General features: G+C 41.5%; 41 protein-coding genes and 1 pseudogene. 32 read left to right on the top strand and 10 right to left on the bottom strand.

Features of this window, described 5'->3' with window-relative positions; genetic code table 11:
• Positions 1–529 precede the first annotated feature (529 nt).
• Together ACXACM_RS06675 and ACXACM_RS06670 are read left to right on the top strand one after the other, a co-directional pair.
• Positions 530–727 (top strand): addiction module protein, encoded by a 198-nt coding sequence (locus tag ACXACM_RS06675; protein WP_474820628.1) that lies wholly within the window; start codon positions 530–532, stop codon positions 725–727.
• Positions 727–1,023, top strand: a complete 297-nt coding sequence (locus ACXACM_RS06670; RefSeq protein ID WP_474820626.1) for a type II toxin-antitoxin system RelE/ParE family toxin — start codon at positions 727–729, stop codon at positions 1,021–1,023. The genes ACXACM_RS06675 and ACXACM_RS06670 overlap by 1 nt, the downstream gene beginning before the upstream one ends.
• Positions 1,024–1,126: 103 nt before the next feature.
• Here ACXACM_RS06670 and ACXACM_RS06665 read toward each other — a convergent pair whose 3' ends face one another.
• Together ACXACM_RS06665 and ACXACM_RS06660 are read right to left on the bottom strand one after the other, a co-directional pair.
• Positions 1,127–1,348, bottom strand: coding sequence for a toxin-antitoxin system HicB family antitoxin (locus ACXACM_RS06665; protein ID WP_012517112.1), 222 nt, complete (start codon positions 1,346–1,348; stop codon positions 1,127–1,129).
• A gap of 1 nt (position 1,349) precedes the next feature.
• Positions 1,350–1,772, bottom strand: coding sequence for a putative toxin-antitoxin system toxin component, PIN family (locus ACXACM_RS06660; RefSeq protein WP_474820624.1), 423 nt, complete (start codon positions 1,770–1,772; stop codon positions 1,350–1,352).
• Positions 1,773–1,969: 197 nt separating this feature from the next.
• On the opposite strand from ACXACM_RS06660, the gene ACXACM_RS06655 reads away from it, so the two are divergent.
• The 6 genes from ACXACM_RS06655 to ACXACM_RS06630 all read left to right on the top strand — a co-directional run bounded on the left by ACXACM_RS06655 (position 1,970) and on the right by ACXACM_RS06630 (position 4,876).
• Positions 1,970–2,248, top strand: a complete 279-nt coding sequence (locus ACXACM_RS06655; protein ID WP_159119719.1) for a type II toxin-antitoxin system RelE/ParE family toxin — start codon at positions 1,970–1,972, stop codon at positions 2,246–2,248.
• Positions 2,248–2,541: a HigA family addiction module antitoxin gene (locus ACXACM_RS06650; RefSeq protein WP_032095616.1), complete on the top strand. Its 294-nt coding sequence runs from the start codon at positions 2,248–2,250 to the stop codon at positions 2,539–2,541. The genes ACXACM_RS06655 and ACXACM_RS06650 overlap by 1 nt, the downstream gene beginning before the upstream one ends.
• A gap of 109 nt (positions 2,542–2,650) precedes the next feature.
• Complete coding sequence (locus tag ACXACM_RS06645) at positions 2,651–3,292, top strand: glutathione S-transferase family protein (protein WP_474820623.1); 642 nt, start codon at positions 2,651–2,653, stop codon at positions 3,290–3,292.
• A 113-nt stretch (positions 3,293–3,405) separates the two neighbouring features.
• Positions 3,406–3,798 carry a hypothetical protein gene (locus ACXACM_RS06640; RefSeq protein WP_474820621.1) on the top strand — a complete coding sequence of 131 codons (393 nt, stop codon included), beginning with the start codon at positions 3,406–3,408 and terminating at the stop codon, positions 3,796–3,798.
• A 132-nt stretch (positions 3,799–3,930) separates the two neighbouring features.
• Complete coding sequence (locus ACXACM_RS06635) at positions 3,931–4,287, top strand: hypothetical protein (RefSeq protein ID WP_474820619.1); 357 nt, start codon at positions 3,931–3,933, stop codon at positions 4,285–4,287.
• 106 nt (positions 4,288–4,393) lie between these two features.
• Positions 4,394–4,876, top strand: a complete 483-nt coding sequence (locus ACXACM_RS06630) for a hypothetical protein (protein WP_474820618.1) — start codon at positions 4,394–4,396, stop codon at positions 4,874–4,876.
• Between the two features lie 96 nt (positions 4,877–4,972).
• On the opposite strand, the gene ACXACM_RS06625 is transcribed toward ACXACM_RS06630, so the two are convergent.
• Together ACXACM_RS06625 and ACXACM_RS06620 are read right to left on the bottom strand one after the other, a co-directional pair.
• A complete protein-coding gene (locus ACXACM_RS06625) occupies positions 4,973–5,263 on the bottom strand; it encodes a type II toxin-antitoxin system RelE/ParE family toxin (protein ID WP_474820617.1) in 291 nt (96 codons plus the stop codon).
• Complete coding sequence (locus ACXACM_RS06620; protein ID WP_012518669.1) at positions 5,256–5,477, bottom strand: TA system antitoxin ParD family protein; 222 nt, start codon at positions 5,475–5,477, stop codon at positions 5,256–5,258. The genes ACXACM_RS06625 and ACXACM_RS06620 overlap by 8 nt, the downstream gene beginning before the upstream one ends.
• 212 nt (positions 5,478–5,689) lie before the next feature.
• Between ACXACM_RS06620 and ACXACM_RS06615 the strand changes: the two genes are divergently transcribed.
• From ACXACM_RS06615 to ACXACM_RS06575, 9 genes are all read left to right on the top strand, one after another.
• Entirely contained in the window at positions 5,690–6,049 is a 360-nt protein-coding gene (locus tag ACXACM_RS06615) for a hypothetical protein (RefSeq protein WP_348477755.1), read from the top strand.
• 136 nt (positions 6,050–6,185) lie between these two features.
• Positions 6,186–6,800, top strand: coding sequence for a rhomboid family intramembrane serine protease (locus tag ACXACM_RS06610; protein ID WP_474820615.1), 615 nt, complete (start codon positions 6,186–6,188; stop codon positions 6,798–6,800).
• Between the two features lie 111 nt (positions 6,801–6,911).
• Positions 6,912–7,124: a hypothetical protein gene (locus ACXACM_RS06605; protein WP_474820614.1), complete on the top strand. Its 213-nt coding sequence runs from the start codon at positions 6,912–6,914 to the stop codon at positions 7,122–7,124.
• A gap of 91 nt (positions 7,125–7,215) precedes the next feature.
• Positions 7,216–7,851, top strand: coding sequence for an HNH endonuclease (locus tag ACXACM_RS06600; RefSeq protein ID WP_474820612.1), 636 nt, complete (start codon positions 7,216–7,218; stop codon positions 7,849–7,851).
• 135 nt (positions 7,852–7,986) lie between these two features.
• Positions 7,987–8,265 carry a type II toxin-antitoxin system RelE/ParE family toxin gene (locus ACXACM_RS06595; protein WP_474820611.1) on the top strand — a complete coding sequence of 93 codons (279 nt, stop codon included), beginning with the start codon at positions 7,987–7,989 and terminating at the stop codon, positions 8,263–8,265.
• Positions 8,265–8,561 (top strand): HigA family addiction module antitoxin, encoded by a 297-nt coding sequence (locus tag ACXACM_RS06590; RefSeq protein WP_474820609.1) that lies wholly within the window; start codon positions 8,265–8,267, stop codon positions 8,559–8,561. The genes ACXACM_RS06595 and ACXACM_RS06590 overlap by 1 nt, the downstream gene beginning before the upstream one ends.
• 223 nt (positions 8,562–8,784) lie before the next feature.
• Positions 8,785–9,378 carry a PEP-CTERM sorting domain-containing protein gene (locus ACXACM_RS06585; RefSeq protein ID WP_474820608.1) on the top strand — a complete coding sequence of 198 codons (594 nt, stop codon included), beginning with the start codon at positions 8,785–8,787 and terminating at the stop codon, positions 9,376–9,378.
• Between the two features lie 217 nt (positions 9,379–9,595).
• Entirely contained in the window at positions 9,596–9,829 is a 234-nt protein-coding gene (locus ACXACM_RS06580) for a ribbon-helix-helix domain-containing protein (RefSeq protein ID WP_474820607.1), read from the top strand.
• Positions 9,816–10,067 carry a type II toxin-antitoxin system RelE family toxin gene (locus tag ACXACM_RS06575; protein ID WP_474820605.1) on the top strand — a complete coding sequence of 84 codons (252 nt, stop codon included), beginning with the start codon at positions 9,816–9,818 and terminating at the stop codon, positions 10,065–10,067. The genes ACXACM_RS06580 and ACXACM_RS06575 overlap by 14 nt, the downstream gene beginning before the upstream one ends.
• 33 nt (positions 10,068–10,100) lie before the next feature.
• Here ACXACM_RS06575 and ACXACM_RS06570 read toward each other — a convergent pair whose 3' ends face one another.
• The 4 genes and pseudogenes from ACXACM_RS06570 to ACXACM_RS06555 form a co-directional block, all read right to left on the bottom strand.
• Positions 10,101–11,141 (bottom strand): IS481 family transposase, encoded by a 1,041-nt coding sequence (locus ACXACM_RS06570; protein WP_474820604.1) that lies wholly within the window; start codon positions 11,139–11,141, stop codon positions 10,101–10,103.
• Positions 11,142–11,334: 193 nt separating this feature from the next.
• A pseudogene (locus ACXACM_RS06565) lies at positions 11,335–11,628 on the bottom strand (type II toxin-antitoxin system RelE family toxin).
• Complete coding sequence (locus ACXACM_RS06560; RefSeq protein WP_032095995.1) at positions 11,618–11,866, bottom strand: type II toxin-antitoxin system Phd/YefM family antitoxin; 249 nt, start codon at positions 11,864–11,866, stop codon at positions 11,618–11,620. Before ACXACM_RS06560 ends, ACXACM_RS06565 begins: the two are co-directional and overlap by 11 nt.
• A gap of 160 nt (positions 11,867–12,026) precedes the next feature.
• The gene (locus ACXACM_RS06555; protein WP_474824251.1) at positions 12,027–12,323 is read right to left on the bottom strand and encodes a CcdB family protein; all 297 of its coding nucleotides are present in this window, start codon (positions 12,321–12,323) and stop codon (positions 12,027–12,029) included.
• Positions 12,324–12,461: 138 nt separating this feature from the next.
• On the opposite strand from ACXACM_RS06555, the gene ACXACM_RS06550 reads away from it, so the two are divergent.
• Positions 12,462–12,794 (top strand): hypothetical protein, encoded by a 333-nt coding sequence (locus ACXACM_RS06550; protein ID WP_474820602.1) that lies wholly within the window; start codon positions 12,462–12,464, stop codon positions 12,792–12,794.
• Positions 12,795–12,889: 95 nt separating this feature from the next.
• Here the strand turns inward: ACXACM_RS06550 and ACXACM_RS06545 are convergent, their stop codons facing one another.
• A complete protein-coding gene (locus ACXACM_RS06545; protein WP_474820601.1) occupies positions 12,890–13,144 on the bottom strand; it encodes a Txe/YoeB family addiction module toxin in 255 nt (84 codons plus the stop codon).
• A complete protein-coding gene (locus tag ACXACM_RS06540; protein WP_474820600.1) occupies positions 13,141–13,392 on the bottom strand; it encodes a type II toxin-antitoxin system Phd/YefM family antitoxin in 252 nt (83 codons plus the stop codon). Before ACXACM_RS06540 ends, ACXACM_RS06545 begins: the two co-directional genes overlap by 4 nt.
• Positions 13,393–13,532: 140 nt before the next feature.
• On the opposite strand from ACXACM_RS06540, the gene ACXACM_RS06535 reads away from it, so the two are divergent.
• From ACXACM_RS06535 to ACXACM_RS06470, 14 genes are all read left to right on the top strand, one after another.
• On the top strand, positions 13,533–13,850 hold the full coding sequence (locus ACXACM_RS06535) for a hypothetical protein (protein WP_474820598.1): 318 nt from the start codon (positions 13,533–13,535) through the stop codon (positions 13,848–13,850).
• 116 nt (positions 13,851–13,966) lie between these two features.
• Positions 13,967–14,311, top strand: coding sequence for a VOC family protein (locus tag ACXACM_RS06530; protein ID WP_474820596.1), 345 nt, complete (start codon positions 13,967–13,969; stop codon positions 14,309–14,311).
• Positions 14,312–14,602: 291 nt separating this feature from the next.
• On the top strand, positions 14,603–15,187 hold the full coding sequence (locus ACXACM_RS06525) for a PEP-CTERM sorting domain-containing protein (protein WP_474820594.1): 585 nt from the start codon (positions 14,603–14,605) through the stop codon (positions 15,185–15,187).
• Between the two features lie 152 nt (positions 15,188–15,339).
• Entirely contained in the window at positions 15,340–15,639 is a 300-nt protein-coding gene (locus tag ACXACM_RS06520) for a hypothetical protein (protein ID WP_474820593.1), read from the top strand.
• A 170-nt stretch (positions 15,640–15,809) separates the two neighbouring features.
• Positions 15,810–16,172, top strand: a complete 363-nt coding sequence (locus ACXACM_RS06515; RefSeq protein ID WP_474820592.1) for a hypothetical protein — start codon at positions 15,810–15,812, stop codon at positions 16,170–16,172.
• A 63-nt stretch (positions 16,173–16,235) separates the two neighbouring features.
• Positions 16,236–16,604 (top strand): hypothetical protein, encoded by a 369-nt coding sequence (locus ACXACM_RS06510; RefSeq protein WP_474820590.1) that lies wholly within the window; start codon positions 16,236–16,238, stop codon positions 16,602–16,604.
• A gap of 181 nt (positions 16,605–16,785) precedes the next feature.
• Positions 16,786–17,166, top strand: coding sequence for a VOC family protein (locus ACXACM_RS06505; RefSeq protein WP_474820589.1), 381 nt, complete (start codon positions 16,786–16,788; stop codon positions 17,164–17,166).
• 291 nt (positions 17,167–17,457) lie between these two features.
• Positions 17,458–18,111, top strand: coding sequence for a haloacid dehalogenase-like hydrolase (locus ACXACM_RS06500; protein ID WP_474820588.1), 654 nt, complete (start codon positions 17,458–17,460; stop codon positions 18,109–18,111).
• Between the two features lie 106 nt (positions 18,112–18,217).
• Entirely contained in the window at positions 18,218–18,751 is a 534-nt protein-coding gene (locus tag ACXACM_RS06495; RefSeq protein ID WP_474820586.1) for a DinB family protein, read from the top strand.
• Between the two features lie 174 nt (positions 18,752–18,925).
• Positions 18,926–19,297, top strand: coding sequence for a VOC family protein (locus ACXACM_RS06490; protein WP_474820585.1), 372 nt, complete (start codon positions 18,926–18,928; stop codon positions 19,295–19,297).
• A gap of 165 nt (positions 19,298–19,462) precedes the next feature.
• Complete coding sequence (locus tag ACXACM_RS06485) at positions 19,463–19,783, top strand: hypothetical protein (RefSeq protein ID WP_474820583.1); 321 nt, start codon at positions 19,463–19,465, stop codon at positions 19,781–19,783.
• A gap of 68 nt (positions 19,784–19,851) precedes the next feature.
• Entirely contained in the window at positions 19,852–20,199 is a 348-nt protein-coding gene (locus ACXACM_RS06480; protein ID WP_474820582.1) for a hypothetical protein, read from the top strand.
• An 80-nt stretch (positions 20,200–20,279) separates the two neighbouring features.
• On the top strand, positions 20,280–21,056 hold the full coding sequence (locus ACXACM_RS06475) for a phytanoyl-CoA dioxygenase family protein (RefSeq protein ID WP_474820581.1): 777 nt from the start codon (positions 20,280–20,282) through the stop codon (positions 21,054–21,056).
• A gap of 168 nt (positions 21,057–21,224) precedes the next feature.
• On the top strand, positions 21,225–21,632 hold the full coding sequence (locus ACXACM_RS06470) for a VOC family protein (RefSeq protein ID WP_474820580.1): 408 nt from the start codon (positions 21,225–21,227) through the stop codon (positions 21,630–21,632).
• Positions 21,633–21,661: the final 29 nt, after the last annotated feature.

Genomic DNA, 21,661 nt, shown 5'->3' with positions numbered 1-21,661 from the left:
CTTAGTGTTATAACCCATGGCGCAATTTGGACTTAAACTCTTTTATTCATTAGTTAGTAAATCCCCGCTCTTCTTTTCAATTTACAGCAGTAATACTCGAACATTCTACTGCGTAAACAACGCGCTCTTTTCGGCCTCTCTTCGCAGATAATTCAAGAACGGCTACGACCAGGAAAGTGAAAGGCCGTTTCCAGTTCTACAGTCGCTGCATCAGTGCTTACTTGCGGCCGCAAATCTCTTTTAATCGCCGCTTGAGCTCAGCATGCGCCATGGCTGGCTGTTAAAAACATCAACAGCGAATTCAAATCCGTACTCTTTTTACTTGCAGCTTTATCCACAAATCATTTATAACAAACAAATTAAGTTCGCCCGCTGCGCGGGCTGGGACGCAAACATGTGGGCGGCTTCGCCATTTTCGCCCACATGTCTGCGCCCCTTATTTGGAAGTTAGCTGCTTCAATGAAATCAAAATGCCTTTTGTTTAATAAACAATTATACTAATAGCACTACATATATTAGGAGACCTGCTATGAAAATAGAGAACCTCTCAACTATAGAAAAAGTTGAACTCGCCCAGAGAATTTGGGACTCAGTAGCTGCTGAACAAGTTTCTATTGAATTATCAAAAGAGCAAGCTCAGCTTCTTAACGATAGACTAATGTCTTTCGAAGCTGACCAGAACTTTGGTTCAAGTTGGAGCGACGTTAAGAGCAGAATCACTGGCTGATGAAATTTATCTTATCAATCAGGCCAGAAGCAGAAGAAGATATCAAAGAGGCATATTCTTATTATCAACAATGCCAAACTGGGCTAGGAAATGATTTTATTGCCTCTGTAGAATCAGCAATGATTAACATTACAGAAAACCCAGAGATTTACCAGAAAGTGTACCGAGATTTTCGCCGCGTACTTATCGGACGCTTTCCATTCGGCATTTTTTACAAAATGTTTGACAATAAAGTTCTGGTATTTGCTGTCATGCATACAAGCAGAGCACCAAGAACGTGGCAAAAGCGCAGCTAACAAGACGCTGTTGGCACTCCCTCCGGTCGCTGGGACGCTAACACGTGGGCTGACTCACTTCGTTCGGATTTTAGCCCACGTGCTAGTGCCCCAAAGCTTAGCGTTAGCTGCCAAAGTGTGAATCAAGCTTATCTAGAAGTTCCAAACCCTTCTTTTTGTCTCCAGTAGCAGCAATCGCCTTAAATCTTACCTCAGTATCAAATTCAGCTATTGCTTGTGTAGACAATTCTTCTATCAACTTGTTTAAGCTCAACTTTTTATGCGCCGCCAAAGCCTTCAATCGATTATGCTTATCGTCTGGTAAACGTACCGTTAAAGTGGACATATTAAACTCCTCTCAGATAATCTTCAGGCGCTAACACTTTCAAACCATCAAATTGTAATTCCGCATTTCTCAGGTCTTTTAGGTTATTCGTAATAATGCCCTCGGCATTTCCTGCCACTGCAAGCTCTATAAGAAAATTATCGCCTTCATCTTTTAAATTTGGCCGCCACAAATAATGTATCTGCACCCATTCGCAAACACTAAAAAATGCTGCTAGCAACTCGCTCACTTCGTCCTCGGTAAGCGGGCACAACTCTTTAATTTTGTCTCGCTTGCTTACTGCTTCGTACTCCAAGAATAAGGTCGTGCTAATCAGCGGCTTTAAATCCCCCAACAAGCATTGCCTTATCACTTCTCGGGCTGGCCCTGTTTTACCAATCAGGGCGCTAATAAGTACACTGGTGTCAATAACTACTTTACTCATAGATTATATGCTAGCGTATACGCTATCACTTTTCAATTTGACAATGGCAGCTAACAAACAAATTATGGCACTCGCTGTCGCTCGTTGGGACACAAACACGTGCGCGGCTTCGCCATTATTGCACACGTGTTTGCGCCCCATATTTGGAAGTTAGGCGTCAAGTTGCACCGCGTTGCGCAATGCGCTACACTCTTCCCATGATTAAGTCATTTAAACATAAGGGCCTGAAGCTGTTTTTCGAAAAAGGGAAAACTTCAGGCGTACAGACTAAGCACGCGAAAAAACTTCGCATGCAGTTAGCTGCTATCCATACCGCACAAGAAATCGATGACATCAATTTACCTGGCTTTTCTCTACATCAACTTAAAGGGGAAAGGTCAAACATTTGGTCGATATCAGTTAACGGCAACTGGAGAGTAACTTTCGAGTTCACGGATGGTAATGCTTACATCTTAAATTACGAGGATTATCACTAATGAATATGCATAACCCACCACATCCCGGTGAATTTATTGAGTCCATCTACATGGAACCACACGGCATCAGTTGCAGGACACTTGCTACCCACCTTGGTGTTGCCGCTTCAACACTAAATCGTGTCGTTAAGGGGAAAAGTGCAGTAACACCAGAAATGGCATTAAGGCTATCAAAGGTATTAGGGCGCAGCCCTGAAAGTTGGCTTAGCATGCAAGACAATTACGAGCTTTGGCAGGCAAAGCAGAACATCAATTTGGATAACGTGCAGCCCATAGATCTGCATGCCGCCTAACAAACAAATGTTGGGGACACAATCACGCGGGCGCTGCTTCGCAGTGTAGCCCACGCGTTTGTGCCGCCAAATTAGGGTGTTATGTTTCATTGAGGGATTTTTGCTCATTATGAAAAAAAATATCAAAATTCATGGTTCTCTAAAGTCGGCAAACTTTAGAAAAGTGGTGGCTGTTGCACGATATTTGGGAATCGAATATTCACACGCAAGCAACGATGTATATAAGGGAGAAGGTCAGACAGAGAGTTATTTGTCTATTAATAAACTTGGGCAAATTCCTACTCTAGTAGTTGATAATGACATCATTACTGAATCTAACGCAATTATTATTTATCTTTCAGAATATTCTCGTACAAACGAGCTGTATTCATCAAATCCTTCTAGTCAGACAGCTATAAATCAATGGCTATTTTGGGAAAGTAGTCAGTGGCAACCTGTATTGAGTAAAGTAATGGGTACTCATGTAGGCCATAAGTTATTGCCGTCAGTGCTTCCAGCACCTACCTCACCGGTCGATTGGGACTCCCCCGATTGCATGAAACAGATGTCTTACTTAGAAAGTAGCCTGAAAAATGATTGGCTTACGGGAGCTAATATTTCACTGGCCGATTTTTCCATTGCGGCTATGACAACCTACTTTAAAGTATGCGAATTCCCTTTTCATGCTTACCCAAATATAAACCGCTGGTACGTTTCAATGAATGATCTTCAATCATGGAAGTCTACCGAAAGTCAAACTTGGAGTTGCTGAAATGAAACATAACAAGTCAATTAACTTCGCGCCTTCAGCGCCGGACAGCTAAAAGCGTGGCTTCCCCACAACGCTGCCGGTTATTGAAACGTTAGAACTCAATGGTGCTCTTGATGGAACCGGATTATTCAAAATACGCTACGTCAGAACTTTTAGATGCTTTGGAATCGATTAATCACGATGAGTTCCCGGAACGGGTGAAACTAATTAAATCTCAACTGGAGCGACGAGAAGTTAACAATAATTTAGTAGAGGATGATGAAGCTCTTTCTTCTAAAGAAATAAAACTTGGTGCAGGTGGACAAGTTGTTCTGATAATTGCTGCACTGTTCTTCGTATGGCTAAGCTTAGATGCGGTAAATACTGGTACAGTTAGTTTGAGGAGAAGCACCTATAGATATGAAACATCGCCATTCATCTTTTTATCCATTCTTGCGGCATATATATTTGCTATTGTCGTATGTGTAAATCGTGTAATCAAAGCTAGGCGGGTATCTAAGCAATAAGTTCTAACAAACCACTCAAGACTCTCGCTTCGCTCGCTGGAACGCTAACACATGGGCTGCGTCACTTCGTTCCTAATTTTAGCCCATTTGTTATCGCCCCTTAGTGGGAAGTTAGCTGCCAAGGAGGTAGGTTTGGCAATAGATAGAGATGCATGGATTTTTGGTTTAGCCGTTGCGGCGATTGCTGTTTTATTTAGTCTTACTTCACTAGCTAAACAAGGAAGTATCACAGCGTATTTCTTGGTGTTTTTCTTGTGTGGCATTCCTGCTGGTGTTGGTTTCTTTATTGGGCAGCGCACACACAAAAAATCCTTAAAAATTCAGCACATTTTGGTTGCTGCTTTTATTACGTACTTCATTACCGACAATAGTGTAAAGCTTATCGGCCTCACTCAAGAGTACTGGTATCTAACTTTTGCCGTATTGCTTGTATTATCAGGGCTTGTTAGTTGGCGCTCACCAAAAATGTTTAACAAAAGTGGCAGCTAACAAAAAAGTCATGTCGCCCGCAGGCGGGCTGGAACACAAACAGGCAGGCGGCTTCGCCATTGTAGCCTGCTTGTTTGTGCCCCATATTTAGAAGTTATAAGCCACTATGAAAACAGTAACTTCACTTCCTGATGATGTAATAAACGAAGGTTCATTCTTCGTAGAAACTTACAAGCGTAAGATGTTAAGTTTTATGGCTCCAGCATTCGCATATTTTTTAATCCCTAAGGACTTAAATATCGAAGCTGTTTTATTTGTTGTAATTTTTTACTTTTACGTTTTATTCCTGTCAAATGTCTCAAGAATTCTTTGGCAGTTTGCCCGTTTAACTTGGGTAAAACTGTTTGGTTCTTTAATATTTGGGTTACTTGCCGTCACATTCTTCAGGTTCTTCGATATTAACCATTGGCTCATCCATGAGGTAGGATACATACCTGAAGGTGAGGTAAAGCAATACTTTGCAGCCATATTCTTTGTGCCATTTGTCGCTGCATACTTTGATTCTTTCAAAAACGTAGAGTTAGCCTTTTATCGTTCAAAGGGTTATGAGTATCAAGGATGGCTAAGTGGTAATTTTGGCGGCTTATAACAAACGCATTAAATCGCTCGCCAGCTCGCTGGGACGCTAACACATGGGCTGCGTCACTTCGTTCCTAATTTTAACCCATGTGTTATACGCAATTGGTCAGAATAACTTTTTAACATCGCGATAAAAGTTTTCATGAGAGCCAAGAGCTATCAATTCAAGTATTACAGTTCCATCCTCGTAGCTGTAACCAAGTAAAGTTAACTGCTTGACCATCTTGAATTTATACACACGAAGAAAGGCTAGGTCGCCTTTTTTCTGCTCGCCTAGAAGAGGATCGGCCATTAGCTCCTTAATAGCTTTATCCAAGTCTTTTTTTTGATTCTGATGTAACTTTTTTACTGCTCTCTTAAAATTAGCTGTCTGTAAAACACTGGTAATCTTAGCCAAAATCGTAAGGCTCCAATTTTCCTGCCTCTTTTTCAGCTTTGGAAATAATTGCTTGTTTCACGAATTCGTATGGTAAATCAGGATTATCTTCCATCATTTCACCTATTTTTGCCCAATGCTCAATCTGTTTTGGCATCGTTCGGTTTAGTGCTTTACCCATAATGGTAGCTTTCTCAACTAGATCTTGGTCTAGTCTTACGCTCGCGGTTGCCATAATATGTCTCCTTATAGTTCATTATCACATTGTAGCAATGTGCTACATTTGTGGCAAATTGCGTATAACAAACGCATCGTCTCAGTCGCTAGCGCTCCTTGGGACAAAAACACGTAGGCTCCCTGCGCTTCGCTTAGTATTGTAGCCTACGTATTTTTGCCCGTTATGCGGGTGTTATGCGCCCGAGAGACCCACAAACTTAGGAAATGAAAATGGCAGATTCTGTAGAAACATTTTTTGATGCTTGGAAAGAAGAAGACGCTAAAACTCGACTTGCAATGATAAGTAGTGCAGTAATAGAAAGCGTAAGATATAGTGATCCTAGAACACCAGAACCACTCATTGGTACTGAAGCCTTGAATACTTACTTGGGTATGTTTAGCGATAATGCGCCTGGTTGGTCTGCGAAAGTTTTGAAAAGCGACGTCACCGAAGACGTAACTCGGGTTACTGTTGAGTTTGGTGGTCCAGGCCCAGATGGTTCTCATAAAGTACAGCTTGGCCAATATTTCATAGAAAAGAAGGGTGATCTAGTATCCCGCATGGTGGGTTTTGTTGGGACTGGTGAGTAGATAATATGTCATTAATAAAATGGCATAACAAAGTGCTCCAGCGGACATTTTCTCCGTCGCTTGGTTTTGTGGTTGTTACCACAAAACAGCTCCTCCAAAAATGCCTCTGAGCACGGCGTTAGCTTCAAGGAAGAATATGAATTCAAGTCACAAACCCATTTTCAGCATAATAATATGTGTATTAACGATAACAGTTTCTATTTTTGTCGCTTTTCAGGTTTCAGGCTCGCTATTCGGTAAATCTAGAATCATTTATCTCGCTGATTACGGCGGGTTAACAATAGATGGTCTAAAAAATTTTGAATTTTGGCGCCTATTCACTTCTCAGTTTATTCACGTCCATCAAAAGCATATGCTTTATAACGTGTTAAGTATCGCCATTTTATGTGCTCTTATAGAGCGTAAGACAGGCTTTTGGTATGTATTTTCAATTTGGTTAGTTGCCGGTTCACTAGGTACATTTTTCACTACACAGTTTGGTTCAGCTCCTTGGAATACTGGTACAGGTGCTTCACAGGCTGCGCTTGGTTTTGCTGGTTTTGGGTTATTATTTTATCTATTCAGGTTTAAACGAGATTACTTACTATTATTTTGTGTTTTGTTCTCCACATTACCCGCGATGTACCTTGACTTAAGAACGTCCGGCTACCCTAAACCAGGACATACTTTAAGTTTTGCAATTGGGGCATTAATGGCACTATATTTTCTCTTCGGACAATCAAGTAAAGTTCAGAGGGATGAAAGAAGCTAACAACCCAATCAACCGGACAAATACTCGCTGGCTTTGCTCGTACCTCGCTAATTTTAGCCAGCAAGCATTTGCCGTTTATTAGGGGCGTTATATGCAAAAGGAATTTGTACAATGAATATAAATGCAACACTCTTCGGCCAAGTTGTTATTGTTCTAGCAGTTATAATGGCTGTACTTGGTTACTATTTGGGTAAAAGAAAAACTCAAACTCCTGTTCTTACAGCGGTAATCGCATTCTTCACTGCACTATTGCCGCCTGTAGCACTCATTTTTTTAATTGTTCTCGTGGTAAAAAACGATGTCCAATCTACTACTAGCAATTGACTGTATTTTTGCATATAACAAACAAATTAAGTTCGCCCGCTGCGCGGGCTGGGACGCGGACATGTGGGCGTTACACGGCAGGAGAATTTAGTTGATACCTGATGGAATAGAAAAGAAACATTTAGAGCTAGCAGTTCAAGAAATTATTAGGGATGGGATTCCGGTTTCTAGAAAGTCTGTCCATTATGACTATCTGCATGGCAATAAACGCTATCCTCCAAAGTATGTCATTTCAATGGCCGCTAAATATGCTTTTGGGAATGAGCTTTCCGCTAATGATTTTAACGCAGTGAGGGCAAGAGACTATCTAAGAAGTAGAGGTTATACGGTTATAGATCGTCGTGAAGGCGCTCTAGATGTAATTGTCAGTGATGAGGATGAGTCTTCATTCGCAGAAGGAAAAGAAAAATACCTCCTTCATCGCTCAAGGGAGCGCGACTCTAGTATTTCGAGAAAGGCTAAGGCGGCAAGACTCAAAGAAACTGGAGAATTATCCTGTGATGTTTGTGAATTTGATTTTTATAAAAAATATGGAAAGCTGGGCTTGGGATTTATTGAGGCGCACCGCAAGGTTCCAGTTTCCAAGCTAGATGGAAATACGAAAACAAAAGTATCTGATTTGGCTCTAGTTTGCTCGAATTGCCACAGAATGCTGCATAGACAAAACGAAACGATGGATATCTATGATTTAAAGAAAATAATTAAGTCCTATGAAGCTTCCGTGTAACAAGCCGCTCAAATTCGTTCCGGCCACAAAAAGCGTGGCCTCCACCGGACTCGCTAACGCTCGCCGTTTAGCGGGGCGTTATACGCGCCGAAAACTCCACTAGCAAACCGTAACCCATGAGGTTACAATGGCCGTATGATTAAGAGTTTTATACATAAAGGCCTTCAGAAGTTTTACGCTAAAGGAACCACATCAGGAATTCAGAAGAAGCATGAAAATAAGCTTCGTCTGATCCTGTCCAATCTCGATCAAGCTGAAACGCCTGATGACATGGATTTTCCCGGTCTCTATATGCATAAACTCAAAGGTAACAGAAATGATATTTGGTCTGTCAGAGTGAGTGATAACTGGAGAGTTACATATCGCTTTGTTGGACGAGATGTCGAAATCGTTAACTACGAGGATTATCACTAATGAATATGCATAACCCAGCGCATCCCGGTGAGATACTCAAAGAACTTGTTATTGATGCTCTAGAACTCACTATCACTGATGTCGCTCAGCATTTAGATGTTAGCCGCAAAACACTGTCAAAAGTTCTTAATGGCAAAGGAGCCATCACCCCAGAGATGGCACTTCGCTTAGAGCTGGTCTTTGGTAAGCCTTCAGCTGACCATTGGCTACGTTTGCAAAATGCTTTTGATTTATGGCAAACGCGGCAACATCAAAGTTCTTTACATGTCTCACCTTATAACCTAGCGGCGGTATAAAGGCGCGTATAACAATCACATAAGGGGCAGTGAAATCAGCATTGCCAACCAACGGTAAATAATTTTTACAATCCGCTAGGTAAAGTGTCAGATTATTTTGCACTTGGCGAAGCATTTCGATTGAGAAAAACAAATCCCTAATAAATACAATAAGATACATATTTGGCCTCTTTTTTGCTCTATCAGCTATAACTTTAAATCTTTTTAACTGGGTTAGAAAAAAATGAAAAAAATCGCATTGATAGCGCTGGGTTTAGTTTTGAGCGGAAGCGCACTTGCCAGTCCCATCATCAATAACACAGGTTTGGCTAGCCCGGTAAACACGATAACATTTGATGAATTTGTCTTCGCTCAAAACACCGTCGTTGATACTCAGTACTCCTCCCTAGGTGTTACTTTCACTACTGGTTTGCAATACGATACACAAGGCTCTTCTTCATTCCCTGGAATAGATGGTCATTACTTAGGTAATTTCAGCCCTCTAATAAACCCTTTCTCAATGTTTTTTAGTACAGACCAAACAGACGTTGCTTTTGGTTTTGCAACTAACCCACAAACAACAACATTCACTGCTCTGTTAAATGGAAGTGTAGTAGAGTCATTTTCGGAGAGTACAACTTTCGATGACCCCTCAGAAGGGTTTTATGGATTTTCTAATATCCTTTTTGATGAGATTCAAATTAGTAATACTAGTTCAGCGTTAATTGATAATATCCAACTGGGTAGTTCAGTATCCGTTCCTGAACCTGCGTCTATGGCATTATTGGGGCTTGGATTAGCAGGCATTGGTTTCTCAAGAAGAAAGAAATCTGCGTAGAATTTTGGTAGCCAGTATTGTTAGAAGCCCTGGTAATTTCCGGGGCTTTTTTATGCCTAACAAAAAAATCCACTCGGACAAATTAAAGCTTGGCTCCTATCGTCGCAAAGCTTTAATTTGCCGGTAATTTAGGCGTTAGGTACTCTTGAGTAAAAATTAGCCCAAATGACGTTTTGACGCTATAATGTTTTGATGTTACTTATTTGAGGACTTACCCATGAGTACTTTATCAAAACGATCAACTGTCTATTTCGAGCCAGCAATTCATAATGCGCTGAAGCTGCGGGCAGCATCATCAGATACCTCAATATCAGAACTGATTGATGAAGCTGTGAGACTTCTAATGAAAGAAGATCAGGAAGATTTGGCTGCGGTAAAACAGAGGGCTAAAGAGCCAGTAATTTCCTATGAGGACTTGCTAAACAGTTTGGAAGCTGATGGAAAAATATAGAGTCACTTTCAAGAAATCTGTAGCAAAAGATTTTAGGACAATTCCCAAATCAGACATTAAAAAGATCCTCGCAAAAATTGACTTATTAGCTGAAAACCCGCGAAGGGATGGAGCAATTAAGCTTAGTGGACTCGACTTGTATCGTATCCGACAGGGTCTTTATAGAATAATTTATGAAATCCGAGAAACCGAGCTTATAGTACAGGTGATAAAATGTACTAGCTCAGACCTGATCTGACAGTTACCCAGTTTTTCTGGTGCCAGCGTCAGATTAGATTTGAGCTAAATTCTTCTCAGCCCAAATCTGTTTCCCATCAATTAATGTTTCCATCGGCGTTCTGCCACAGCACATTTTGCCCTGATGAGTTCGTTCATTGTTGTAATAATCCAGCCACTCGTCCAGATCTTTCTGCAACATTTCCAGTGAATCATAGAGTCTCTTGCGGAACGTAACCTGATAAAACTCGTTTAGAATGGTTTTGTGGAAGCGTTCACAGATACCGTTTGTCTGGGGATGACGGGCTTTTGTTTTGGTGTGGTCGATATCGTTTATCGCCAGATAGAGCTGGTAATCATGCTGTTCGACCTTCCCACAATATTCCGTGCCTCTGTCGGTAAGAATTCTTAGCATCGGCAGCTCCTGTGTCTCGAAGAACGGCAATACGCGATCATTCAGCACATCTGCTGAGGTGATAGGCGTCTTCGTTGTGTAGAGCTTGGCAAACGCTATTTTGCTGTAGGTATCAACAAACGTCTGCTGGTAAATCCGACCAACACCTTTTAAATTCCCAACATAAAACGTGTCCTGAGAGCCAAGATAGCCTGGATGATGTGTTTCAATTTCACCGCAGGCTTCATCATCCTGCTTCTTCTTTTCCAGTGCTGCAACTTGCTCATCGGTTAGTATAATTCCTTCCTTCTCGACCTTCTCCTCAAGCGCAGCCAGTCGCTTTTTAAAGTTCTCAAGGTTATGACGAAGCCAGATAGAACGCACGCCACTGCCGGACACGAATACGCCTTGCTTGCGAAGTTCATTACTGGTTCTGGCTTGGCCGTGTGCGGGAAAATCGACAGCGTGAACGAGTACAGCTTGCTCGGTCTGTTCATCAACGCGATTCTTTAAATTAGGGGTTCTTCTGGATTTGCTGATGAGCGAATCAACACCGCCATCTTCAACTAACTCCTGATAGCGATAAAACGTATCTCGGGATACGCCCATCACTTTACAGGCCTTAGAGACGTTGCCGAGTTCTTCGGCCAGATTGAGTAATCCTGCTTTGTGTTTAATGATTGGATTGCTAGTATGCAACATGAGAGTTACCTTTTGGTTTGTTTAATAAAGATTCGACACCTTTATCAAACTGGGTAACTCTCATCTTTTCAAGTCGATGTGTCAGATCTGGTCGGAACTAATTCAGATAAAATTCGGGCATCGCTCCGATGTTTATAAACGTACCTAACAAACCACTCAAGGCTCTCGCTTCGCTCGCTGGGACGCTAAACCCCTATTCAGCATCAAGTCTCTTTAATGCTTTTTTGTAAGCCTCATTTCTCTCGCGTTTTCCCACAGCAAGCACTGTAACTACAACTACGTCATCAAGTACCTGATACACCAACCTATATCCTGATTGACGTAATTTTATTTTATAAACATTATCGGCACCTAACACTCTATCTGGGGCTACGTGCGGTGTTTTTAACCTCTCTTCTAACTTCTTTTTCAATTACTGCTGCAAAGTACTACCAAGCTTATTCCATTCTTTTAGGGCGCTTCTCTTAAACTCTAATTTATAGGTCATCCAAATTCACCGAAACGCTTTCTTCACCTTGCCTTTCTTTAACAAGCTGTAGTAGTTCCAGATCCTCCAAACGATCCATCATTTTTTCGTAAATCTCAGCCGGTACACAGTAGAATGCGGGTTCATTCCTATTCAATATAGCGACAGGATCGCCATATGCACTGCTCGCAACTTTCATAGGGTTTGCTTTTAGTTCTGTAATACTCGCAGCAACTTCCGCCAAAACTCTCGCCGCCATAACGGTCTCCTAAAAGGTCTTTAATTAGGTCAATTTAGGCTATCATTGTTGGTTTAACAAGCACGTAAACTCACTCACTACGTTCGCTGGGACAAAAATACGTAGGCTCCCAGCGCTTCGCTTGGTATTGTAGCCTCATATTTTTGCCGTTACGCGGGTGTTATATTCCAGTGATAGCAAAGTCTATTGCGTCTATTAGCAGTTCTCTGGATAACTCTAACGAACCAATACAATCCTTGAGCACGTCTTCGGGTATAGAACTAAGTTGTTGTGCTAGAAATAAGTATGTTGTGCCCTCGAATTCTATCTCCGGCGTCAGCTTCTTCATGTAAAAACTGTTTTTAGTATTGCTAGTTGTTAACGGTACAACCACCCTTGTTGCCAATTGGTCAATTACAGAGTTTTGAACATCAACAAGAAAAGGGTAAGCTTTACTAGTTTTCTTGCTTGGGGGCATGGACGTCATATAAATCTTGCATTTTATCACTCCAACTAATTTTACCATCGGGTATACGCATGCATATGCGCATTGCAAAGCATGGTTGGAATACAACAAACGCATTCACACTCGCTGCGCTAAAGAGATTTTTACACTATGAGTTTTAAAAGTTGGAAAGCAGGATTTTGGATTTGCCTTATTCTTTTATTTTTTTCAAATGGGTACTGGTTCTTGGCTGTAGTTGACCAAGCAGTAACTAATAAATATACATCAATGGAGCTCTACTCTCAGGAGAAAGCTGTAACTGAGCTAGGAAAACTCATTGTTATTGGAATAGAGTCCAAGTCTAAAAAAGATGTTGTTTTCCTTTTACGTCAAGCAAACCCTGACGCATTTATCGTGGACGGAGAGGATGTTATCAGCTATCAAAATATAAGTTTTTACTTTAAAAATGATAAGCTTGTAAGTATTGGTGAGCCAAGCACATAACAAACAAATGTTGGGGACGCAAACACGTGGGCTCTGTCGCTTCGCTCCAAATTTTAGCCCACGTGTTATTGCCCCTAAGCGGAGTGTTATACCCTTCAATAATGATAACGCAGCTGTGCAATTAGCAGGGTATCTTCGTTCACTTTGTAGATAAACCTATGCTCATCATTAATTCTTCTAGACCAATAACCAGATAATGCATGCTTAAGGGGTTCTGGCTTACCTATTCCTTCAAAAGGTTCCCGCGCAATATCTTTAATTAGTATGTTTATTCTTTTTACTAACTGCTTGTCAGTTTTTTGCCAATACAGGTAATCTTCCCAAGCTTGCTCGGAAAAAATTAACTTCACCCAATCAATTCCTTTTCACTTCCCTTGCCCGCCTCTAGCTCAGCGACTGCAGAAATTAATCTTTGTGCATTTTTAGGGCTACGTAGCAAGTATGCCGTTTCTTCTAATGACTGGTAATCTTCCATAGAAATCATTACTACGGCACCCTCTCCTTTACGAGTTATAGCCACTGGTGCATGATCTTGGCATACTTGCTTCATCGTTTTGGCCAAATTGCCGCGAGCAGATGTATAGCTTATACTTTGCACATTAAAACCTGTACATGTACTTAAAGATGTACGTAATTTTAACAGGGTATAACAAAACGCTCAAGTCGCAACCCGCTACGCGAGCTGCTGGGACAAAATAGGTTAAGTAAAACGTCAAAACTTCAGTAAAAGGAATTTTTATGAATTTATTGCCTTATTCAAACATTAAACCCAGGAATCTTGGATTTCTGTTGTTTCTCGCTCGTGTACTAATGTATTTAAGTTACCTGATACTTGGAGTCGCCTTAATTCTTACAAGTTCTGCACTCATTGGTTACTATTTCCCAAGCCAACCTGTCCAAGGTTCAATTGAGACATATAGAATAAGCCTTGATGGTGTCAGGGTCGGTGTCTATCTTTTGGTTGCGTCTGTCTTTACATTTGCATTAGCAAAAATCTTGGCTGCAGTGACGCATTGGGAAAGCTCGCTTTCAGATGTAAAACATGAAAGCATATAACACACCACGATAGTCAGTCGCTGGTGCTCCCTGGGACAAAAATTGGGGCTGTTTCGCGATTATAGCCCCATACTTTTGCCCCTAAGCGGGGTGTTAGCAGCCAAATAGAAGATGCAATGGACGTAACAGATATAAAGGCTTTTATTCCAAGCAAAGATTACGAGTTATCCAAGTCATTTTATTCAGAAATTGGTTTTGATTCTGAGTATGTATCTGACGACCTCACCTTATTTCAAAATGGTGACTGCCTTTTCTTCCTGCAACGCTTTTACGATGAAGCGCTAGCTAGCAACTTTATGCTTCAAATTTGCGTGTCTGACATCGATGAAGCCTTTAGGTTATGCTCTAAATCCAGACTTAAACAAAAAATCACTTCAATATCCCAAGAATCGTGGGGGAAGGTTTTTTATTTGTGGGGCCCATCGGGTGAGCTACTACACATCACTCAGGTTGGCGGCTAACAAACTGCTGTAGCCGCTCGCAGGCTCGCTGGGACACAAACACGGCGGCTGTGTCACTTCTTCAGATTATAGCTCACGCTCTAGCGTCCCAAAGCTTAACGTTAGGCACTGAAATAAGCATCGACAACAATTGTAAAATATTTTTACAATCCGCTAGATAAAGCGTCAGCTATTTCTACACCTTTTGCGAGGCACTTAGCACAAAACCAAAAATTACATTCAAAAACAACAATATAGAAAATGGCACTCTTTCTGCACACGCATTATTAACCTTATTAGTTAGAGTAGAGTATGAAAAAGATATTATTTGGTTTTTGTCTTTTGAGTTTAATTAGTGCTTCTAATGCTAGTGTTATTGGCTTCGAAACTGGTCTCCAAGCAACAGAGTTTAGTGGTAACTATTCCGTTACTAGCACTCCGGTGAGTCCAGCTTCAGGCTATGACAATGTAGCTAATTTCACAAATTCAACGTACGTTGCATTCAACGGTGGAGCATCTAGTCCTACAACTTTTTCGTGGACTGGAGCTGGTACATTTGATCTTACTTCTTTTGTTATCGCTGGCGCATGGGGTTCCCAAAATCTGCTTTTTGAGGGTCTTTATAATAACTCCGTAATAGAGTCATCGAATTACGCTGTTACAGATTCAGCATCAATTTTTACTGCCAATTGGTTTAACCTAGATGCTTTTAGAATTACAATTGATCCTAATGGTTATATTGATTCTGGTACTGCTGGAAGTGGACAACACTGGGCGTTAGACAACGTAGTGATAGACGAAAACATAGTAGCCTCTGTGCCTGAGCCAGCATCATTGGCACTACTTGGATTGGGCTTAGCCGGAATTGGTTTTGCACGAAGAAAGAAAGCAGCTTAATCGAACATTCGGTATAATCTAGAAGCCTCAATGTTATTTGGGGCTTTTTTTGCCTAACAAAAAACTCAGTCGGACAAATTAAAGCTTGGCTCCCGTCGTCGCAAAGCTTTAAGTCGCAGGTGATATCGGCGTTATATAGCAATGGAATGTATATGAATTATTGGTTTCTAAGTGCTTCATTACTTATCGGGTTTGTGATTTGCTGGCCGCTCTTTAGATACATGTATAAAACAGTAACGCAAAATGCTCCTGAATTTGATCAAGGTTACTCAAAAGTTGTTAAAAGAGACGCAACAGAGGATTTTTTAAATGCACACGGTTCAAAAGATAGCACGGTAAACTCATTTGTATTTGCAAATGTTGTTGTGTTACTCCTGCCTCTGATTCCAGCATGCTTTGTAGCAGTACCGTTTTATTTCTTAATCAGGTGGTTGTATCAATTAGCAACATAACAAGCACATTAAACCGCTCGCAGGCTCGATGGGACAAAATACAATGCGGCTTTGCCATTATAGCCCACCTGTCTACGCCCGTTATTTGAAAGTTATATGTTTTTGTTCAACTCAGCGCTATTATCTTTGTCAGAATGAATTGTTAACGTTTCTAATGAAAAAGGATTTATATGAAAAACTGGGAAGAACTTTCTCTTTTTCAAAAGCTGATTATCGGCTTTGCAATAATTGCTGTTGCAGTGCTTGCCCCGGAAATAGCCATGCTATTGCAATTTGGCGGTATAGAAGTCGCGTTTACATTTCTTCTATTTTGTCTGAAGCCTGCACTAGACGTCATTCAAAACTGGTACACAAAAATAGAAAAAGTCGCAGCTACGGTGGTTATAAGCTGGCGGCACAGCGCTTCCGCTAAGCCTAGCGTGTTCGCAATACAGGCGTCGTTCTGTTTACTAGCTATTGCGATGACTGGCTCTTCTTTTTTTGCAGTAAGCTTCTTTATGCCTGGGCTAATTCTTAACGGCGCTCTCATTTAGCACGATAGAAACAATAACTTTAATCCGCTCGCAGACTCGCTGGAGACAAATCAGGGAAGTTAAATGAAGTACACTTTTTTAGGTTTGCTAACTCTTTTTTTATTCAATTTGGCTTCGAATGCCGTCGGTAAAGATAAATTCGACAGAGAAGTCGAGAGAGTGGTTTTCAAAACAAAAATCGCTGGTTCAACTTGGTCTTATACGTGGAGAGAGCGAGATTATATTTTCTCATTTTCCAAAGGTGGCGGTATTTCCAAACTTAACAGTTGGTCATCTGTTAACTGGATAGCCAAAGAAAGAGGTCTAGTTGTCCTCGAATCAGGTAGCCAAAAAATGTATCTCCACTTCAATAAAGAGGGCAATTTCTTTAAGACTGTTGACTGGGATGGGCAACTTGCAACTGGTAAATTGCTATTTGACGACGATTTTTAGATGGCATAGAACACAAGAATCAAGTCACTTTCTTCGTTCGTTGGAAACATACATACGTGGGCTTCTTTGCGATTTCAGCACCGTAACTAACAAGGCATAAAAACGCCCGTAAGCCTAATGGGCACACCGATAGCGGCGGGTGCCCTCCTTCTTCATTTGAAGTTATACACTAGGAATTTAAATGGAACTGAATCAGGTTACACTGCCGGTTAGAGACATGATTGAGGCGGTAAACTTTTACTTGAAACTGGGTTTTACACAAATCGTCGATACTCCGCATTACGCCAGGTTCTCTTGCCCCGATGGCAATTCTACTTTCTCTCTGTCACTCGAAAATGAAGATTTCACTAACAACTCAGTCATTTACTTCGAACATGAAAAACTCGAAGATCTATGCATTGAGTTGTCTGGGAAGGGAATTCAATTTGATCAGTTACCAACAGAGCAAAGGTATCTGTGGAAAGAGGCTATCCTCAAAGATCCGTCTGGTAATAAAATTAAACTATATTGGGCTGGCGAAAACCGACTAAATCCGCCCTGGAAGGTAGAAATAAGAGAGTAGATCTATGATTTTTGTTTGCAGATATTACGCCCAAACAAATTAATGTTTACGTGTGATTGAGGCGGTCTATAAGAATAACCTTTTACTGGTACTAACTCCGGACTTGGATTCGAAGCTGCACAAGATAACGCCGCTACCGTCATCCATAGTTGTTTTTAAGTGTTCCAGGAGGGAAAATGCAATCGAAGCGGGATATTAAGCGGGTAAAACACATGTTCGTTGCGGGAAGTCTTGCCAGGTTGGGCGTAAATCTGGCATTTTGTGAGCAGGCTTGACGCTATGAATCTAGTGTTGTTTGATTTTGACAAAACGATAGTAAATAAAGACACCGGCGCAACCTACATAAAGTTTATGCTTTGTAGAAATCCGTTGCGCCTTTTGGCCGCTATTGTATCGCTTATATTTACAGCCCCATTTCTTCTGCATGCTAAAACCAAGTATGTCTGCTTTTCGACCCTTCTGTACCTCGCAACCATGGGAATGTTGCCGCGAAAAATTATTTGTTTGCGGAAAGCTTTTATAAAAAAATATTTGAATGATGCATCTACAATCATTTATCAAAGTGCGCGAATACAGCTGGCATCACACCTTCAAGATGCAGACAAAATTGTTGTTGTGAGCGGTGCATCCTTATGGATGGTTAAATCTGTTTTTAAACAGAGTGCGCTACCTAACGTCGATTTTGTTTGCTCAGAAGAAAAGTACACCTGCAAAGGGTTAGTCAGTAAATTTCATTGCTATGCGTCCAACAAAGTTAAGCGTATTCAACAGCTTTATAACGTGGATCAATACGATTCGATAGTCGGATACTCAGATAATGCGGCTGATATTCCCATATTGCGCCTATGTGCTAAACGATACATAGTTAATCCACGGGACAGATGCTTAACTAAGTTTTCCAAATCTTTCAATAGCGGCATGGAAGTCGTACATTGGACGAGTTAATTATTTTCGTGAGGTTAAAAGCCAGACCTGATCTCTTTCTGCCTAAATCTGACGTGCAGAGATGTCTGCAGCCATTACTGTTTAGCAACTCGTCTTTGGATAGAACATGTCTTTGAAAAGTCACTTCACCCTTTTAGCGCAATATAACAAATGGATGAACGACGTTATTTACGCTGCCGCTCATGAGTTAACTGAAGATGAACTATTTAGAAATAGGAACGCATTTTTCGATTCTATTTTTGGCACATTAAATCACATTGTGGTAGCCGATATTTTCTGGCTCAAGCGCTTTGCCACTCACCCTCATGGCTTTGGCTCGCTGGAATATGTTAAGACTCTGCCAACGCCCGCGCGCTTAGACTCAACCTTATTCAGTAACCTAAATGAGTTAGAACACCAGCGAGAGCTTTTAGACAATGTAATTTTAACCTTCATCAATGAGCTTTCCGATGCCGTGCTAGTTAGTTTCCTGGAGTATAAAAACTCGAAGAACGTCGCTCATACAAAATGTTTTGGATTCCTTTTACAGCATTTCTTCAATCATCAGACCCATCACCGAGGCCAGGTATCTACCCTGTTTTCCCAACTGGGAGTCGATTTAGGCACAACAGATCTCCTGTTCAAAATTCCAGATAAATAATTACTTTATCTGAAGTCACAGGATATGAATTGAACATAGATATTTGCCTTACAATACGATAAACCATTGCATTTCCAGTCGCATTGTTCTTAAAGTAGAGATCGCACAATCCCTATTGCCGAAGCAGCACAATTGGCAAAACAATTATCCACTCATATCCAGATGGAGGATTTTATGAAATTAGGTTGCTTCTCACTAAGTTTGACGGTGAAAAATTTAGCAGAATCTCAAGCCTTTTATGAAAAGATCGGGTTTGTCGTCTTTGCCGGAGATCCGTCTCAGGGCTACTTAATCATGAAACACTGCGAAACTAACATAGGCTTGTTTGAAGGGATGTTCGAGAAAAACATCATAACCTTTAATCCGGGCTGGGATCAAAATGCAGAAAAAGAAGCGTCTTATGATGATGTTCGCCAATTACTGGCAACATTTAAGGCCAAAGGCATAGACATTGCCGACGAGGCAATCACTGGTGATACAGGGCCATCGAGCTTCACTATCATTGATCCCGACGGGAACCCTATTCTCATTGATCAACATATATAGAATTTTGTCTAAATTACTTATCACCATGAGGACCGACAAAGGCGTTTTACCTGCGAAAACCGCAGTAAATAGAGATCAACAAACGACGATATGATTGCATCATTCTCAAAAAAGTATTTATGGTATTGTTACATTGCGGTGCTTATTTTTTGCGGTATCGTAAGAATGCTAGAGCGTATTCAGACTGACAGCGGAGGGCTTGCTAGCCGTTATGCACCTGTCCTGATTGCAGTAGTCGTATCTGTCGGTATATACGGCAGCACGAATAACAAGCCGGTATTCGTCCGGTGGTTCTGGCAGTGCCTTTACATCGTACTTGGCTTGGCAGCAGTTGTGGCTACAGTGATGTTTGCGTATCTTTTGCTTTTTGTTGGACTAAGTACACTTCCTGCTGCAACCATGCTACTGATAGTAAGTATTGTCTTACTCCCCGCGCTTATCAAACTGCGGATCTATGTTCATAAAACACCAGGCTGCTGGCAATAGGTAAGCGTATCGAACAAGCTAGGGTATATTCGGTAGCGTGAGCTGACAGCTTAATTTAGAGGAGCACTATGAAAAAAAGGTTTTTATCGTTATATGTCGCATGCTTCCTGCCGTGTTTTGCAATGGCAGCATCGACCATTAAAACAGAATCGGCCTTAAAAGAGGCGGTAGAGAGCTACGAATCGTTGGCTGACAGTGGCGATGCATGTAAGAAAAGTGATAACCGCCAGTCTTACGCATGCAAGCGGTTTATAAAACGCTTTAACGTGGGTAAGAAGAGCGAAGATATTTCCCTTTTCACCACTAAGGCCAGTCGCTATCAATCCATAAACAAATCGCTGACACAAAGAGGGCTTTCCGCTATCCGACGGATCAGTGATGCCGTGGTTTTTGTCACGTCTTCCCATAACTATTAGTAAACGTGTGTTGATAGTTAAGAGCAACCAGGATAACTATAAATGACAGTAAAGTTCAGCTATTGCGCGAGTAAGCTGAAGTGAGCTACTCGACTAACGGATTTGTTCATTTTACTGGCTTTCTCAGTCCTCAGGAAAATAGCGCTCTTCTGAACGTAGTTAAGCGTTTTCAACGGGCGTGGTTAGCTGACAATGAAGCTTTTTATAAAGAGCGAGCAATTAACGCTGCATACCTCACCAGCCCCAAATACTTGTCAGAGACAGATCGCAACAGTTTGTTTGATTTTATTGGCTCGGAAAAACTGAATCACATAGCCAAGAGACTCATTAATTGGCAACCGGCCTTCATGAATACCCAGCTATTTTTCAACCCTGCAAACCCTGAGCAACCCAACTATTGGCATCGCGATACTCAATACCACCTGACCCTAGATGAACAACGTGAAGCCCTTTGCGGGCCAGAAGTCATTCACTTTCGCATTGCCCTCGAAGACGAGCCTGGAATCGAAGTTATCCCTTTTAGCCATAAAGAGTGGGACAGCCCTGAGGCACTCAACATTCGCTTGAAGAAAAACGGCCGTTTACCTCACGAAGATATACCCGGTAGTGTTGTGACACCGCTAAAGGCAGGAGATTTGTTTATTTTTTCAGCGAATATGCTTCACCGGGGACTGTATGGCATGAACCGCTGCGCATTGGACATTATTTTTTGTGACCCTCTTCCCCATTTGCTACAGTTCGTAGATCCGGAATGCCTTCCCACTCCCGACGTCATGGCCGGTTTGCAGTGTGACGCGACCTTCCAATCTACTTCTAAAGTACTTAGAAATATGCCTGCCAATGATCAGAGTGTTTAGATGCCCCAAATACCGCCAAACGCGTCGAGACGAAGATTGCATATCTGCAACAACTGCTTTCTGTGAAGACCAGGTCCAATAAATTAATCAGTTCTCTGTTCGTTTCATCTTGGTTAATGCTAGTAAAACTAATACACTTTGCGCCCCGCTACTACGAGTAAACATTAAATGACCGGTAATACAGAACGACACATTGGTAGCATTGCCTTTCTGGTAAAAGACTACGACGAAGCAGTCACCTATTTTACCCAATGTCTTGGATTTTCATTGTTGTGCGACATCGATAAAGGTGACGAATCCCGCTGGATTCAGATAGCACCAACCGCTGATGGCAACACCAGTCTTGTGCTCGTGAGAGCATCAACAGCAGAACAGCGAGCAACTATCGGAAATCAAACCGGAGGGCCAGTTTTACTGTTTTTACACACAACAGACTTTTGGCGTGATTACCAACAGATGAAAAATAAAGGTGTTAGTTTTCTTGAAAGCCCACGTGAAGAAGAATACGGTACTGTCGCCGTATTTGAAGATTTATACGGTAATAAATGGGATCTCATTCAACCAGAAAATGGTTGATAGTTAGCGTGTATGCATTCGAGCGACCA

It is taken from the genome of Alteromonas sp. AWQ4_252 (genome assembly GCF_056158205.1).
This window is presented reverse-complemented; position numbering and strand designations above follow the sequence as displayed.

Bases quoted from the DNA above. Each gene is read 5' to 3' on its own strand.
- ACXACM_RS06675 (WP_474820628.1), top strand. From the start codon at position 530: ATGAAAATAGAGAACCTCTCAACTATAGAAAAAGTTGAACTCGCCCAG.
- ACXACM_RS06670 (WP_474820626.1), top strand. From the start codon at position 727: ATGAAATTTATCTTATCAATCAGGCCAGAAGCAGAAGAAGATATCAAA.
- ACXACM_RS06665 (WP_012517112.1), bottom strand. From the start codon at position 1,348: ATGTCCACTTTAACGGTACGTTTACCAGACGATAAGCATAATCGATTG.
- ACXACM_RS06660 (WP_474820624.1), bottom strand. From the start codon at position 1,772: ATGAGTAAAGTAGTTATTGACACCAGTGTACTTATTAGCGCCCTGATT.
- ACXACM_RS06655 (WP_159119719.1), top strand. From the start codon at position 1,970: ATGATTAAGTCATTTAAACATAAGGGCCTGAAGCTGTTTTTCGAAAAA.
- ACXACM_RS06650 (WP_032095616.1), top strand. From the start codon at position 2,248: ATGAATATGCATAACCCACCACATCCCGGTGAATTTATTGAGTCCATC.
- ACXACM_RS06645 (WP_474820623.1), top strand. From the start codon at position 2,651: ATGAAAAAAAATATCAAAATTCATGGTTCTCTAAAGTCGGCAAACTTT.
- ACXACM_RS06640 (WP_474820621.1), top strand. From the start codon at position 3,406: ATGGAACCGGATTATTCAAAATACGCTACGTCAGAACTTTTAGATGCT.
- ACXACM_RS06630 (WP_474820618.1), top strand. From the start codon at position 4,394: ATGAAAACAGTAACTTCACTTCCTGATGATGTAATAAACGAAGGTTCA.
- ACXACM_RS06620 (WP_012518669.1), bottom strand. From the start codon at position 5,477: ATGGCAACCGCGAGCGTAAGACTAGACCAAGATCTAGTTGAGAAAGCT.
- ACXACM_RS06615 (WP_348477755.1), top strand. From the start codon at position 5,690: ATGGCAGATTCTGTAGAAACATTTTTTGATGCTTGGAAAGAAGAAGAC.
- ACXACM_RS06610 (WP_474820615.1), top strand. From the start codon at position 6,186: ATGAATTCAAGTCACAAACCCATTTTCAGCATAATAATATGTGTATTA.
- ACXACM_RS06605 (WP_474820614.1), top strand. From the start codon at position 6,912: ATGAATATAAATGCAACACTCTTCGGCCAAGTTGTTATTGTTCTAGCA.
- ACXACM_RS06595 (WP_474820611.1), top strand. From the start codon at position 7,987: ATGATTAAGAGTTTTATACATAAAGGCCTTCAGAAGTTTTACGCTAAA.
- ACXACM_RS06590 (WP_474820609.1), top strand. From the start codon at position 8,265: ATGAATATGCATAACCCAGCGCATCCCGGTGAGATACTCAAAGAACTT.
- ACXACM_RS06585 (WP_474820608.1), top strand. From the start codon at position 8,785: ATGAAAAAAATCGCATTGATAGCGCTGGGTTTAGTTTTGAGCGGAAGC.
- ACXACM_RS06580 (WP_474820607.1), top strand. From the start codon at position 9,596: ATGAGTACTTTATCAAAACGATCAACTGTCTATTTCGAGCCAGCAATT.
- ACXACM_RS06575 (WP_474820605.1), top strand. From the start codon at position 9,816: ATGGAAAAATATAGAGTCACTTTCAAGAAATCTGTAGCAAAAGATTTT.
- ACXACM_RS06570 (WP_474820604.1), bottom strand. From the start codon at position 11,141: ATGTTGCATACTAGCAATCCAATCATTAAACACAAAGCAGGATTACTC.
- ACXACM_RS06560 (WP_032095995.1), bottom strand. From the start codon at position 11,866: ATGGCGGCGAGAGTTTTGGCGGAAGTTGCTGCGAGTATTACAGAACTA.
- ACXACM_RS06555 (WP_474824251.1), bottom strand. From the start codon at position 12,323: ATGCCCCCAAGCAAGAAAACTAGTAAAGCTTACCCTTTTCTTGTTGAT.
- ACXACM_RS06550 (WP_474820602.1), top strand. From the start codon at position 12,462: ATGAGTTTTAAAAGTTGGAAAGCAGGATTTTGGATTTGCCTTATTCTT.
- ACXACM_RS06535 (WP_474820598.1), top strand. From the start codon at position 13,533: ATGAATTTATTGCCTTATTCAAACATTAAACCCAGGAATCTTGGATTT.
- ACXACM_RS06530 (WP_474820596.1), top strand. From the start codon at position 13,967: ATGGACGTAACAGATATAAAGGCTTTTATTCCAAGCAAAGATTACGAG.
- ACXACM_RS06525 (WP_474820594.1), top strand. From the start codon at position 14,603: ATGAAAAAGATATTATTTGGTTTTTGTCTTTTGAGTTTAATTAGTGCT.
- ACXACM_RS06520 (WP_474820593.1), top strand. From the start codon at position 15,340: ATGAATTATTGGTTTCTAAGTGCTTCATTACTTATCGGGTTTGTGATT.
- ACXACM_RS06515 (WP_474820592.1), top strand. From the start codon at position 15,810: ATGAAAAACTGGGAAGAACTTTCTCTTTTTCAAAAGCTGATTATCGGC.
- ACXACM_RS06510 (WP_474820590.1), top strand. From the start codon at position 16,236: ATGAAGTACACTTTTTTAGGTTTGCTAACTCTTTTTTTATTCAATTTG.
- ACXACM_RS06505 (WP_474820589.1), top strand. From the start codon at position 16,786: ATGGAACTGAATCAGGTTACACTGCCGGTTAGAGACATGATTGAGGCG.
- ACXACM_RS06495 (WP_474820586.1), top strand. From the start codon at position 18,218: ATGTCTTTGAAAAGTCACTTCACCCTTTTAGCGCAATATAACAAATGG.
- ACXACM_RS06490 (WP_474820585.1), top strand. From the start codon at position 18,926: ATGAAATTAGGTTGCTTCTCACTAAGTTTGACGGTGAAAAATTTAGCA.
- ACXACM_RS06485 (WP_474820583.1), top strand. From the start codon at position 19,463: ATGCTAGAGCGTATTCAGACTGACAGCGGAGGGCTTGCTAGCCGTTAT.
- ACXACM_RS06480 (WP_474820582.1), top strand. From the start codon at position 19,852: ATGAAAAAAAGGTTTTTATCGTTATATGTCGCATGCTTCCTGCCGTGT.
- ACXACM_RS06470 (WP_474820580.1), top strand. From the start codon at position 21,225: ATGACCGGTAATACAGAACGACACATTGGTAGCATTGCCTTTCTGGTA.